Annotated in this window: 12 protein-coding genes and 1 pseudogene; 5 read left to right on the top strand and 8 right to left on the bottom strand. The window is 72.7% G+C overall.

Annotated features, from left to right (window positions below; genetic code table 11):
* Positions 1–20: 20 nt before the first annotated feature.
* Positions 21–824 (bottom strand): indole-3-glycerol phosphate synthase TrpC, encoded by an 804-nt coding sequence (gene trpC, locus IW248_RS02095; RefSeq protein ID WP_030334428.1) that lies wholly within the window; start codon positions 822–824, stop codon positions 21–23.
* Positions 825–1,311: 487 nt separating this feature from the next.
* Between trpC and IW248_RS02090 the strand changes: the two genes are divergently transcribed.
* On the top strand, positions 1,312–1,581 hold the full coding sequence (locus IW248_RS02090; protein WP_196925416.1) for a hypothetical protein: 270 nt from the start codon (positions 1,312–1,314) through the stop codon (positions 1,579–1,581).
* A 37-nt stretch (positions 1,582–1,618) separates the two neighbouring features.
* On the opposite strand, the gene IW248_RS02085 is transcribed toward IW248_RS02090, so the two are convergent.
* The 4 genes and pseudogenes from IW248_RS02085 to IW248_RS32780 all read right to left on the bottom strand — a co-directional run.
* Entirely contained in the window at positions 1,619–2,209 is a 591-nt protein-coding gene (locus IW248_RS02085) for a Trp biosynthesis-associated membrane protein (protein WP_196925415.1), read from the bottom strand.
* Positions 2,206–3,759: an anthranilate synthase component I gene (locus IW248_RS02080; protein ID WP_196925414.1), complete on the bottom strand. Its 1,554-nt coding sequence runs from the start codon at positions 3,757–3,759 to the stop codon at positions 2,206–2,208. Before IW248_RS02080 ends, IW248_RS02085 begins: the two co-directional genes overlap by 4 nt.
* Positions 3,756–4,190 (bottom strand): phosphoribosyl-AMP cyclohydrolase, encoded by a 435-nt coding sequence (gene hisI, locus IW248_RS32785; RefSeq protein ID WP_307788355.1) that lies wholly within the window; start codon positions 4,188–4,190, stop codon positions 3,756–3,758. Before hisI ends, IW248_RS02080 begins: the two co-directional genes overlap by 4 nt.
* 213 nt (positions 4,191–4,403) lie before the next feature.
* Positions 4,404–4,682: pseudogene (locus IW248_RS32780) on the bottom strand (phosphoribosyl-AMP cyclohydrolase); the annotation flags it as partial.
* A gap of 596 nt (positions 4,683–5,278) precedes the next feature.
* Between IW248_RS32780 and IW248_RS02070 the strand changes: the two are divergent.
* From IW248_RS02070 to IW248_RS02060, 3 genes are all read left to right on the top strand, one after another.
* The gene (locus IW248_RS02070) at positions 5,279–6,034 is read left to right on the top strand and encodes an ABC transporter ATP-binding protein (RefSeq protein WP_196925412.1); all 756 of its coding nucleotides are present in this window, start codon (positions 5,279–5,281) and stop codon (positions 6,032–6,034) included.
* Positions 6,031–6,786, top strand: a complete 756-nt coding sequence (locus tag IW248_RS02065) for an ABC transporter permease (protein WP_124820402.1) — start codon at positions 6,031–6,033, stop codon at positions 6,784–6,786. Before IW248_RS02070 ends, IW248_RS02065 begins: the two co-directional genes overlap by 4 nt.
* A 96-nt stretch (positions 6,787–6,882) precedes the next feature.
* On the top strand, positions 6,883–7,479 hold the full coding sequence (locus IW248_RS02060; RefSeq protein WP_196925411.1) for a TetR/AcrR family transcriptional regulator: 597 nt from the start codon (positions 6,883–6,885) through the stop codon (positions 7,477–7,479).
* A gap of 40 nt (positions 7,480–7,519) precedes the next feature.
* Here the strand turns inward: IW248_RS02060 and IW248_RS02055 are convergent, their stop codons facing one another.
* The 3 genes from IW248_RS02055 to IW248_RS02045 form a co-directional block, all read right to left on the bottom strand.
* Positions 7,520–8,269, bottom strand: coding sequence for a DUF2470 domain-containing protein (locus IW248_RS02055; protein WP_124820400.1), 750 nt, complete (start codon positions 8,267–8,269; stop codon positions 7,520–7,522).
* An 84-nt stretch (positions 8,270–8,353) separates the two neighbouring features.
* Positions 8,354–10,144 carry an ABC transporter ATP-binding protein gene (locus IW248_RS02050; RefSeq protein ID WP_196925410.1) on the bottom strand — a complete coding sequence of 597 codons (1,791 nt, stop codon included), beginning with the start codon at positions 10,142–10,144 and terminating at the stop codon, positions 8,354–8,356.
* A gap of 55 nt (positions 10,145–10,199) precedes the next feature.
* The gene (locus IW248_RS02045) at positions 10,200–12,083 is read right to left on the bottom strand and encodes an ABC transporter ATP-binding protein (protein WP_124822311.1); all 1,884 of its coding nucleotides are present in this window, start codon (positions 12,081–12,083) and stop codon (positions 10,200–10,202) included.
* 172 nt (positions 12,084–12,255) lie between these two features.
* On the opposite strand from IW248_RS02045, the gene IW248_RS02040 reads away from it, so the two are divergent.
* Complete coding sequence (locus tag IW248_RS02040; protein ID WP_196925409.1) at positions 12,256–12,885, top strand: TIGR03085 family metal-binding protein; 630 nt, start codon at positions 12,256–12,258, stop codon at positions 12,883–12,885.
* The last annotated feature ends 175 nt before the right edge of the window (positions 12,886–13,060 follow it).

The following is a 13,060-nucleotide window of genomic DNA, read 5'->3' as shown; positions in this document are numbered from 1 at the left end:
GACGTCGGACCGGCGCGGGATCAGCGCACCGGCCGGGGCGTTGCCGGGTGGTTGCCGGCGTTGACCAACTCGGCGACCGCCTCGCGGGGGCTCTTCTGCGTGACCAGACCCTCGCCCACGAGGACCGCGTCGGCGCCCGCGGAGGCGTACCGGATCAGGTCATGCGGGCCACGAACGCCGGATTCGGCGATCTTGACGACGCTGCTCGGAAGGCCGGGCGCGATCCGCTCGAACACCGACCGGTCAACCTCAAGGGTACGCAGGTCACGGGCGTTGACCCCGATCACCTGCGCGCCGGCCTCCAGCGCGCGGTCGGCCTCCTCCTCGTCGTGCACCTCGACCAGAGCGGTCATGCCGAGCGACTCGATCCGCTCCAGCAGACCCATCAGGACGTTCTGCTCGAGTGCGGCGACGATCAGCAGGACCAGGTCGGCGCCGTGCGCGCGGGCCTCGTGGATCTGGTAGCTGGAGACCACGAAGTCCTTGCGCAGCACCGGCACGGTGACCGCGGCACGGACGGCCGCCAGATCGTCCAGCGAACCGCCGAACCAGCGCCCCTCGGTCAGCACGCTGATCGCCCGGGCTCCACCGGCCGCGTAGTCGACAGCGAGGTCGGCCGGATCGGCGATCTCGGCCAGCCGACCCTTGGACGGTGACGAGCGCTTCACCTCGGCGATCACGGCCACGCCGGGCTTACGCAGCGCCGCGTACGCGTCCATCGGCGGCGGCGCCGCCGCTGCCAGTTCACGGATCCGCTCCAGCGGAACCTGCTCCTGGCGTCGGGCGACGTCTTCACGTACGCCAGCCAGGATCTCGTCGAGCACGCTTACGGACGCTGCCTGGCCGGCCTCGTCCCCCTCCGCGTGCGCATGCTCAGCAGTCACGAACGGACTCCCCTCTCCGGGCGTCATGGGCCGATGCTAGGGGCAGCCGACCGACGCCGAATGCCGGGGGTATGGCGCTGCTCACGAAAAGGGCTGCGGCATAATGGCCGACTTGCCGTGAACGGGTTGTCACGCAGCGCCACCTCCGGCATCGACCAGCGTCACGCGGTATGGAGCCTGACGGCCGCGGTCGGACCGGGCCGATCCATCGATCATGCCACCAGTTTCCGTTCCGCGCCCGATGGCAGCGATGCCGGTCGATGCTGTGAGCAAGCTCAAGGCCGAACGGACGGCCCCTGGTCACGGCCGAAGCGGGACAGTTGACCGGGCGGTCACCGCGGCGAAACGTCGACGGGTGAGCATCGTCCTCGGGCAGACTCGATGGCGGGCCTGCCCCGACCGCCGCAACTCCTCGTGCGAGGTGACCATGAGCATTTCCGAGCCGTACCCGACCATCGGACTGACCACCATCTCGCGGACGGTGGCGTCACTCGCCGTCGGTGTGGTGCACAGCGTGGAACGGGCCGTGGTGGGCGAGGGACGGATGCGGACGGCACGAGGCAACGCCTGGGAGGCCGTCTGCGCCGACCGGGCCCGCGCCGACCAACGCGCCGAGCTGAACCGCCTGGTCGCCGAACTGACCGCCGCCCGTGCCGCCAGTAACCGCGCCGAATGGGAACGCCAGCCGGTCGGCTGACCACTCGCCAGCCACCGCGGCCACGGCGGCCACCGCGTCAGTCGGCCGTCGGGTCCTCGCCCCGGTCCAGCGCGTCCCACGCCTCGGTGGTCCGTCGCCCCGCCAACGGCGTCGGCGGCCCGCCCGGGTCGCTCTGCGCCGACGCGGCCTCCGGAGCGGTCCGCGCCGGCCGTTCGTAACGTGCCCCCATCGCCGGCCAGTCACCGCCACGCGCGGCCGTCCACCAGCCCCCAACAGCGGCCAGCAGGCCGCCGAGCAGGCAGAGCGCCGGCCACTGCCGGCTCACCGCGCCGCCCACGTCGGCGACCAGCCCATACCCGCCGCCGGCAGCCACGGCCAGACCGAGCACGCCGAGCAGCACACCGAGCACCCGACGGAGGCGGCCCCGGGTGGCCAGCACCGCGCCACCCCCGGCCAGGGTCACCAGGGCCAACGCCGGCAGCCACGGCAGCAGACTCGCACCGCTGCGGGCGTCGCGCACCGGCGGCAGCGGCGCCGGACGTACCGTCAGCTCCACCGACCAACTGCGCGTCGCGGCCCACAGCGCCAGGCCCGCGCCGGCCAGGCAGAGCAGCACGGCGTACGTCAACGCCCGCCGACCCACGACGGACCGCGCCCCGCCGCTCAACGGGCTGGCCGGAGCGTTTCGGCGGCCGCGATCGCGGCCAGCACGGCCGCGGCCTTGTTCCGCGTCTCCTGGTCCTCGGCGGCCGGGTCCGAATCGGCGACCACCCCCGCCCCGGCCTGCACGTAGGCGCGGCCGTCGCGGATCAGCGCGGTCCGGATGGCGATCGCCATGTCCAGGTCACCGCCGAAGCCGAAGTAGCCGACGGTGCCGCCGTAGAGACCACGACGGACCGGCTCCAACTCCTCGATGATCTCCATGGCGCGCACCTTGGGCGCCCCGGAGAGCGTGCCGGCCGGGAAGGTCGCGGCCAGCGCGTCGAAGGCGGTCTGGTCGTCACGCAGCGTGCCGGTGACGGTGGAGACGATGTGCATGACGTGGCTGTACCGCTCGATGGTCGCGAACTCGGGCACCTCCACGCTGCCGGGCTGACAGACCCGACCCAGGTCGTTGCGGCCGAGGTCGACAAGCATCACGTGCTCGGCCCGTTCCTTCGGGTCGGCGAGCAGCTCGGCGGCGAGCGCGGCGTCGGCGACGGCGGTGCCGCCCCGCGGCCGGGTGCCGGCGATCGGGTGCAGCAACGCCCGACGTCGCCCATCCGTGGCCCCGGTGACCTTCAGGTGCGCCTCCGGGGACGAGCCGACGATGTCGAACCCGTCGAAGCGCAGCAGGTACATGTACGGGCTGGGGTTGCTGGTGCGCAGCACCCGGTAGACGTCCAGCGGATCGGCGTGGGTGGCCCGCTCGAAGCGCTGGGAGAGCACGATCTGGAAGCACTCACCGGCCCGGATCGCCTCCTTGGCCGCCTCCACCGCCTTCGGGTAGCCCCCGTCGGGCGTACGGCAGAGCACCTCGCCGGCCGGCGGACGCTCGACGGTGGAGATCATCGGCGGGATGGGCCGGGACAACGCCGTGGTCATCGCGTCCAACCGGCCCACCGCGTGGTGGTAGGCGGCGGCGACCTGCGGGGCGCGGTCCGGGGCGTCCAACGGCGGCAGCACCGCGTTGGCGACCAGGATCGCCGAGCCGTCGTAGTGGTCGAGCACCACCAGGTCGGTGGCGAGCATCATGCCCAGCTCCGGGACGCCCAGGTCGTCCTCGGTCAGCTCCGGCAACCGCTCGAAGCGCCGGATCAGGTCGTAGCCGAGATAGCCGACCATGCCCCCGGTCAGCGGCGGCAGGCCGTCGGACGGGTCCCCGACCGGGCCGGCCAGCGCCGCCACCGTCTCCCGCAGCATCCGCACCGGGTCACCCTCGGTGGTCAGCCCGGTCGGCGGCTGGCCCAGCCAGGTCGCCACGCCGTCGCGTTCGATGAGGGTCGCGCTGCTGCGTACGCCGATGAACGAGTATCGCGACCAGGCCATGCCGGCCGAACCGACGCCCTGCTCGGCCGATTCCAACAGGAACGTGCCCGGTCCGCCGGCCAGCTTCCGGTAGACCCCCACCGGGGTCTCCGCGTCGGCGAGCAGCCGCCGGGTGACCGGCACGACCCGCCAGTCGGCGGCCAGCGCGGTGAAGGTGGCCAGGTCGGGGCTGAGGGCGCCGTCGGTCATTGGGGGGCCTCCGTCCTCGTGACGGGCAGCTCGGTGAAGAAGCAGGTCAGGTGCCCGGTGTGGCAGGCCGAGCCGACCTGGTCCACGCTCACCAGCAGCGCGTCCCCGTCGCAGTCCAGGGCGACCGACCGCACGTACTGGTGGTGCCCGGAGGTGGCGCCCTTGACCCAGTATTCGCGTCGGCTGCGCGACCAGTAGGTGGCCCGGCCGGTGGTGAGGGTGCGGTGCAACGCCTCGTCGTCCATCCAGGCGACCATCAACACCTCACCGGAGTCGTGCGCGCGCACCACGGCGGCGACCAGACCGTCGGCGGTGCGGCGCAGCTGGGCCGCGATGGCCGGGTCGAGCCGGGACGGGTGCGCCGGCGCGGGCGCGGCCAGCTCGTTCGGATCGCTGGGGACGCCGGTCACCGGCGGGTCAGGTACGGGCACAGTCACCAATTCTCCCGCACGCGGCGCGGGCACCGCCGACCGCTCCCGCCAGGGCGACGGCGGAGGCCCCGCGGGCCCGGGCTGTGGCGAGGGCCCGGCCGGCCGGGCCAGCTGGGCGACATAGCGGTCCAGCCGGCCGTCGACCAGGGCGGCGGCCAGGTCCGCGCCGGCCGTGTCGGCGATCTCCTCGGCGTACGGCCGGATCAACGGCAGCGTGCCGGCGACCAGTCGTACGGCGGCGGCCCAGAGTTGCCCGGTGGCGCCGGGGCGCAGCCCGAGGCAGAGCAGCATGTCCGCGCGGTAGCCGGGTGGGGCCACCGGCAGTTCCAGGGCCGCCGCGAAGGCCGCCCGGCGGGAGTGGACCCGCACGAACGGGTTGGCCGGGCGCAGCACCGAGGGGCAGAGGCGCGCCAGGTCGGCGACGGCGAGCCGGACCCCGAGGCGGTCGTTGGCCGCGCGGGCGGCGGCAGCCTTACCCAGAGTGGCGATCATCTCTTCCAGTCGGGGTGGCTCGGCGGGCTGACAGAGCACCGGCAGGTCGATCCGGGGCCGCCAGTGCGGGTCGGCCCAGAGCAGCCGCGCGGGCGCGGTGACCGGCAGTCCGAACGCCCAGTCGGCCGGTTCGCCGAGGCGGTGCACCCAGGACCGGACGTCCCGGGCGGCCACCGAGACGTGGGTGACCTGGCCTGCGGACTCGGCCAGGTAGGCCCGCCGGGCCGCGTACGGGGCACCGCCGACCAGCACGTCGAGGTCGACGTCGCTGTGTGCGGTGGCGGCGCGCCGGGCGTGGCTGCCGCGCAACAGGATGCCGACGACCGGCCGCTCGGCGGCCTGCCGCAACCGCGCGGCCCAATCCTCGAGAAAACCGCTATCCGGTAACGGAGCGTGACCCACCGCGCCATCGTGCCGTACGTCCGATCGGGGCGCAATGCCCGTTGGCGGACTTCGTGTCCGGTCCGGAGCCTACTGCCCGTTCTCGCGCACCGTGCGACGGCCGACAGCCGGCCACCGATCCGGGCGTTGCGCCCGGCGCAGTATTTCATCTAGCGTTGAGTTCAACAGATGTTGAGTTTCTCTGGAGGTGCATGATGGACGATGCGATAGTCGTCCGAGACCTGGTCGTCGACCGGGGTGGACGGCGGGTGCTGGACGGCATCAGCTGCCATGTCCGGCGCGGCGCGGTCACCGGGCTGCTCGGTCCCAGCGGCAGCGGCAAGACCACGTTCATGCGCGCGGTGGTCGGGGTGCAGCTGCTCAGTGGCGGGACGGTCACCGTGCTCGGCCAACCGGCGGGCACCCCCGCGCTGCGGCACCGGGTGGGCTACCTGACCCAGGCGCCGAGCGTCTACGCCGACCTGACCGTCCGGGAGAACGCCCGCTACTTCGCGGCCCTGTACGGGCGTGGGCGCGCCGAGGCCGACCGGGCGATCAGCGATGTCGGGCTGGCCGAGGCGGCCGGCCAACTGGTCAGCACCCTCTCCGGCGGTCAACGCAGCCGAGCATCGCTGGCATGCGCCCTGGTCGGGGAGCCGGAGCTGGTCATCCTCGACGAGCCGACCGTCGGTCAGGACCCGGTGCTGCGGGCCGACCTGTGGGCCCGGTTCCACGCGATGGCCGCCGCCGGCACCACCCTGCTGGTGTCCAGCCACGTGATGGACGAGGCGGCGCGCTGCGACAGCCTGCTGCTGATCCGCCAGGGGCGGTTGATCGCCGACGACACCCCGGCCGCGATCCGCGCCACCGCCGGTGTGGATGACCTCGACGAGGCGTTCCTGCGGCTCATCCGGGCCAGCGAGGCCGCCCCCACCAGCACCGACGCGACAGCCGCACGGGAGACAGCATGAACGCGCGAATCCTCGCCGCCACCACCGGCCGCATCCTGCGTCAGCTCCGGCACGACCGGCGGACCATCGCGCTGCTCGTGGTGGTGCCGGCCGCCCTGCTCACCCTGGTCAACTACATGTACGCCGACCAGCCGACCCCGCCCGGCCAGCCGACGGCCTTCGACCGGATCGCACTTGTGGTGCTCGGCATCTTCCCCTTCGTGATCATGTTCCTGGTGACCAGCGTCGCCATGCTGCGGGAACGCACCTCGGGCACGTTGGAGCGGCTGCTCACCACACCGCTGAGCAAGCTCGACCTGCTCTTCGGGTACGGCATCGCGTTCGGGCTGGCCGCCGCCGTGCAGGCCGCCATCGCCGCCGCCGTGGCGTACTGGATCTTCGATCTGAACACCGCCGGCAGCATCGGGCTGGTGATCGGGATCGCGGTGCTCGACGCCGTGCTCGGTGTCGCCCTCGGGCTACTGTGCAGTGCCTTCGCCCGCACCGAGTTCCAGGCAGTACAGTTCCTGCCAGTCGTGGTGATCCCCCAACTGCTGCTCTGCGGGCTGTTCGTGGCCCGCGACCAGATGGCCGGTTGGCTCCAGGCGCTCAGTGACGCCTTCCCCCTGTCGTACGCCATCGAGGCGTTGCAGGAGGTCGGCGCCCACGCCGAGCCGACCGGCCGGATGTGGCGGGACGTGGTGGTGATGCTCGGCGCTGTGGTGCTGGCGCTGGTGCTCGCGGCGGCCACCCTGCGCCGACGGAGCGGCTGACCGTCAGCGACGGGGGCGGCGGCCAGCGTGGCCGCCGACCCCGTCGTGGGTCGGGCCGGCCCGCGATGTGCCCAGGCGGACGAACGAAGGGCGGCGATGACGCGGCGAACCGGCCGGCGACCCGGCAAACCAGGCACCCGGGAGGCGATTCTCGACGCGGCGCGGTCGGCGTTCGCCGAACGTGGCTTCGACGCCGCCTCGATCCGGGGCATCGCCGGCACCGCGGAGGTCGACCCGGCGCTGGTGCACCACTACTTCGGCAGCAAGGACCAGCTGTTCCTGGCCGCGATGAACTTCCCGTTCGACCCCGGTCAGCTGGTGCCGAAGGTGCTCGCCGGTGACCGGGATGCCGTCGGCGAACGCTTGGTGCGCACCTTCCTCGGCATCTGGGACTCCCCGGTCGGCAGCGCCGCGCAGGCGCTGCTGCGCTCCGCGGTGAGCAACGAGTGGACCGCTCGACTGCTGCGTGAGTTCGTCACCACCCAGGTGCTGCGCCGGGTGCTCGAAAACCTCGACGTCGACCCGGCCGAGCTGCCGCTGCGGGGCTCCCTGGTGGCCACCCAGATGATCGGCCTGGCCATGATGCGCCACGTGGTACGCCTCGAGCCGGTCGCCTCGGCGGACCCGGAGACCCTGGTGGCCGCGATCGGTCCCACGATCCAGCGTTACCTCATCGACCCGCTGCCCACCTGACCCGACGGCGGCGGCCGGTCAGCGCGGCGGCGGCACCTGGTCAGCGGGGTGGGCGGGCGTCGGCTGTCGGGCGCAGGGGCGGTAGCAGCCGGGGCAGCTCGGCCGGGTCCGCCACCGGGCCGGGGAAGGCCAGCCGGACCCGACGCCGGGCACCGGGGCGGCCGAGGGCCACCACCAGCCCGTAGCGGTCGATGCGCACCACCCGGGGCGGCCCGTCCGGGGTCTGCTCGGTCAACCCGAGCTGCCGGCGCAGGTACTCCGTCACCTGGGCGCCGTGACACTCGGCGAGGTCGGCGAGCAGACGGGCCTCGACCGGGTGCACCGGGTCCGGCTCGGCCTCGGCGTACTCCACCGGGTCGATCCGGTGCACGACGCCGGCCCGCTCCCAGCGGACCTCGACCACCTCGAAGCGGAACAACCGGAACCGGGTGCCCAGGTCGAGCAGGTCGCCGGTCGGCTCCACCGCGGCGAAGTCGACGGCCGCGTGGCGGGCCTCGTCGCCGCGCAGCTCGGCCGCCCAGCCGGACACCCAGGCACGACCCAGGCCGGGCGCGCCGGCGGCGGGCGGCAGGTCGAGCACGTCGAGGACCACCGCGACGTCACTGCCCCCGGCGGCCGGTTGCAGGGCGGCGGCCAGGTGGCTGGCCACCGGCACCAGCAGCAGCACCCTCCCGTCCACGTCGGTGACGTGCCGGGCGTGGTGCGGGCCCGGCCGGTGGGCCAGGTGCACGAGACCGGGCAGGCGGCCGGCGACGAGGGTACGGACGATCTCGGCGGAGTTGGGCCGCATGGGCGCGACCTCCTTCAGAGGTTAGGCTTACCTAAGCCGGAGCCTAGAGCACCCGCCCGCCGACGTCCACCACTCCGCCGCACCTCATCGGGTCTGCTCCAGCCACGAGGCGTAGAGCAGGCCGTACACCGAGTCGGCGTCGCGGACCAACTCGTCGTGCGGGCCGCGCTGGACCACCCGACCCCGGTCCACCACGATCACCTCGTCGGCAGCCTGCGCGGTGGAGAGCCGGTGCGCGATCGCAAGGGTCGTCCGACCTCGGGTGACCGCGTCCAGCGTGCGTTGCAACCGCACCTCCGTCGCCGGGTCCACCGCGCTTGTCGCCTCGTCGAGCACCAGCAGGTCCGGGTCAGCCACGTACGCGCGGGCCAACGCGACAAGCTGGCGCTCCCCGACACTGAGCGCCTCGCCGCGCTCCCCGACCGGAGTGTCCAGGCCCGCCGGCAGACCCTCCAGCCAGTCCGACAGGCCCAGCTCGGTGAAGGCGGCGCTCAGCTGCTCGTCGGTCAGCTCCGGCCGGGCGAACCGGACGTTGTCCCCCACCGTCGCGTCGAAGAGGAACCCGTCCTGCGGCACCATCACCACGCGGGAGCGCAGCGAGTCGAACCGGACGTCCGTCAACGGCACCCCGGACAGCAGCACCGCCCCGGCCGACGGGTCCATCAGACGGGTCAGCAACTTGGCGAACGTGGTCTTGCCGCTGCCGGTCTCACCGACCACCGCCACCCGGCTCTTCGCCGGGATCTCCAGGTCGATGTCGTGCAGCACCGACGGACCACCCGGATAGGCGAACCGCACACCGTCGAACCGGATGTCCAGCGGCCCGCCCGGCAGCTTCCGCCCCTGCTCCCCCGGGTCGGCCACGTCCGGGGCAACGTCCAGCACATCCAGCACCCGACGCCAGCCGGCGATCGCGTTCTGCGCCTCGTTGAGCACCTCGGTGGCGATCTGCACCGGCTGGATGAAGAGCGTCACCAGGAAGAGGAACGCGGTCAGCTGGCCGATCGACAACGTGCCGTCCACCCCCAACAACACACCGAGCACCACCACCCCGGCCAGCGCCAGCCCCGCCGCCAACTCCCCGACCGAGCTGCCCACGATGCTGATCCGGATCGCCCGCTGCTGCGCCAGACGCTGCCTGTCGATCGCCTCGTCCAGCCGCCGCTCGGTACGCCCGGCGATGCCGTACGCCCGGATAACCGGGGCGCCCACCACGCTCTCGCCGATCGCGCCCAGCAGCGTCCCGGTGCGTTGGCGCACCGTCGCGTACGCGCTGCCGAGGCGGCGTTGCAACTGCCGGATGACGAACACCGCCGGCAGGAACGCGGCAAGCACCACAAGTGTCAACTGCCAGGAGTACGCCAGCATGACGGCCGTGGTGACCACCAGCTGACCGAGGTTGACCAGCAGGATCACCCCGCCCCACTGGAGGAACTGGGTGATCTGGTCGACGTCGCTTGTCACCCGCGAAACCAGCGAACCCCGCCGCTCCGACTGCTGGTGCAACATCGACAGGTCGTGCACGTGTCGGAACGCCCGCGTCCGGACATTGGCCAGCGCCGTCTCGCTGACCGTGAACAGCCGGCGCATCATCAGGTAGCCGCAGATCGTGGTGATCGTCAGGATCGCCGTGGTGATCGCCACCACCGACCAGACCACGTTCAGATTCAGACCACCGACGAGACCCCTGTCGATGCCCTGCTGCACGGCGACCGGCACGGCGACCCGACCGATCATGTAGACCAGGGCCAGGCCCAACGTGCCGGCCAGACCGATCCGTAGCTCCGGCGAGAGCGCCAGACCCCGACGCAGGGTCTGCCAGGTCGTCTCCTCCCGCGCCTCCTGCGTGTCACTCGTTTCCGTAACCGCGCTCACCGGGCTGGCCTTTCGTTCGCGACTGCGGGGCTCCGCTTCGCTGCACTCCTCGCGCTCACCGGTCCACCTCGATTTCCAGGCCCGAGGGCAGCGGCGCCACGTCGTCGCCGTACGAACTCTCCTGCGCGCGCTCGACCTCGGCCTGCTCGTAGGCGGTGACCAGGTCGACGTACCCGGGCACGGTCGCCAACAACTCGCTGTGGGTGCCCCGGGCGATCACCCGTCCCTGCTCCACGTAGATGACCTCGTCGGCGAGCGCGATGGTGGCCCGGCGGTACGCCACCACCAGGATCGACGCGGCCGGAACCCCCGCCTCCGCGGTCGACGACCGTAGTCCCGCCAGGATGGCCGCCTCCACTCGAGGATCGACAGCGCTTGTCGCGTCGTCGAGCACCAGCAGGCGCGGTCGACCGGCCAGTGCGCGGGCCAGGGTGAGCCGCTGCCGCTGACCGCCGGAGAGCGAGGTGCCCCGCTCGCCGACCATGGTGTCCAGACCCTCGGGCAGCGCGGCGACGAAACCGTCCGCCTCGGCCAGCCGCAGCGCCGCCCAGACCACCTCGTCGTCGACACCGGGCCGGTCGAGGGCGATGTTGGCGCGGACCGTGTCGTCGAAGATGAAGGGCACCTGGGCGACCAGGGCGACCGTGCCGGCCAGCGACGCGGAGGTCAGCTCGCGCACGTCCACGCCGTCCAGGATCACCGTGCCGGAGTCCGGGTCGACGAGGCGCACCGCCAGCGACACGATGGTGGACTTGCCGGCGCCGGTGGGCCCCACCAGTGCCACTGTCCGACCGGACGGCACCGTGAAGCCGACCTCGCCGAGGACCTGCGCGCCGGGCGGGTGCGCCTCGGCAGGTGGGTAGGAGTAGTGCACGTCGCTGAAGGTGAGGGTGGCCGGGCCGGAGCCGGTCGGGTCGAGCACCCGCTGCCCGTACGGCATCTCGCCGGTGGCGTCGAGCACCCGGCGGACCCGGTCCCAGCCGGCGACGCTGCGCGGCAGCTCGGCCAGCACCCAACCGATGGCCCGCACCGGAAAGGCCAGCACGGTGAAGAGGAAGGCCACGCTGACCAGCTCGGTCACGCTGATCGCGCCCTGGCGCAGCCGGAACGCCCCGACCACCAGTACGGCGAGGGTGCCGAGGCTGGGCAGTGTCTCCAGCAGCGGGTCGAAGATGCCGCGCAGCCGGCCGACCGCGATCAGCGAGTCGCGCAGCTCGCCGGCGCGGCCCGCGAACCGGGCGGTCTCCTGGGCTTCGCGGCCCATCGTCTTGACCACCAGGGCGCCGTCGAAGCTCTCGTGGGCGATCCCGCTGACCTCGGCGCGCAGGCGCTGCGCGCGGGCCTGCCGGGGGGCCATCCGGCGGGAGTAGACGACGTTGAGCGCGAACAGCGCGGGGAAGACCGCGAGGCCGACCAGGGCGAGCGCCCAGTCGGTGGCGAACAGCGACACGATCGCGCCGACCAGCATCACCAACGTGCCGACGGCGAACGGCAGCGGCGCGATCGGGTACCAGGCCGCCTCCACGTCGGAGTTGGCGTTGGACAGCAGCGTGCCTGTGGAGTTGCGGTGGTGCCAGGACAGCGGCAGCTCCAGGTACCGACGGGTGACCCTGCGACGGTAGGAGGCCTGGAGGCGGTACTGCATGTAGCCGGCGCCGAGGCGGCGGCCGAAGATGCCGGCCACCCGCAGCACGCTGATCCCGAACAACGCGGCCGCGGCCAGTGCCAGGGTGCTTGCGCCCACCTCGCCGCGTTCGATGGCCGGAAGCGCCACCTCACCGATGACCGACCCGACGACCCGGGCGCTGACGATGATCATCCCACCGAAGAGCACGCTGCCGACGACCGCCACCGCGAAGATCCGCGGCTGCTCACGGATCGCCTGCCGCAGGACCCCCAGCCCTCGGCTGAGAACGTCCCGACTTGTCTTGCTCGCCACGCTCTCCCCCGCCGTAAGCCACAATTATCTCCCTCATCCTTACCGGTCGGGGCCAGTGCCGCCGACCCTGAGCGGATATGTCGACCATCACGTACCGCGCGGCGGCGTGCCGCTGCCACCGACCGGCGTCCGCTGTCGCGCGTCGGCGGGTCACCGGGCCTACGATCGGGCCATGCCGCGGTACGCCCGAGCCGAGCGCGAGGCGCTGGCCGATCTTCTGCTGGCCCTCGGGCCGGCCGCCCCGACGATCAACGAGGGCTGGGCGACCCGTGACCTCGCCGCCCATCTGGTGCTGCGGGAACGCCGTCCGGACGCGGCGGGTGGGATCCTGCTGCCGCCGCTGCGCGGCTACGCCGAGCGGGTCCGTCGGCGACTCGCCGCACGGCCCTACCCCGAGTTGGTGGCGCAGGTCCGGCGACCGCCGCTGTGGAGCCCGGTCAGCAACCCGGTGACCGACGAGTTGGCCAACACGATGGAGTTCTTCATCCATCACGAGGACGTCCGGCGGGCCGGCTCCGGGTGGCAGCCGCGCGATCTGTCCACCGGCCTGCAGAGCGCGCTGTGGAAACGTGCGGCACCGATGGCCCGGCTGGCACTGCGCCGCTTCCCGGCGGACCTCTACGTGCAGGCACCCGGCCATGGTGAGGTCTCCGTCGGTCGCGGTGGTGAGCCGCTGCGCCTGGTCGGCGCCCCGGCCGAGTTGGTGCTGTTCTTCTCCGGCCGGCAACGGGTGGCCCGGGTCCAACTGAACGGTTCGGCGGAGGCTGCTCGGCGACTGCGCGCCGCCAACCTGGGCATGTGACGGTGTGTGCGTAAACGGTCACAAATAACTGTGGAATTTCCCACACCCAGCGAAACACGCTGATACCTCCTCCCGTACGCTTCACCGCGCCGCTCCGCGCCGGGCGGCACGAAGTGGGGGCACATTGTGCGGGACTTCGCGATTTCGGCGCTGCGGGAACCCCCGTTCCCCACGG

It is taken from the genome of Micromonospora ureilytica, assembly GCF_015751765.1.
In the GTDB taxonomy this organism is placed as follows: Bacteria; Actinomycetota; Actinomycetes; order Mycobacteriales; family Micromonosporaceae; genus Micromonospora; species Micromonospora ureilytica.
Note: the sequence above shows the minus strand (reverse complement) of the source record. Positions and strands in the feature narration are given on the sequence as shown.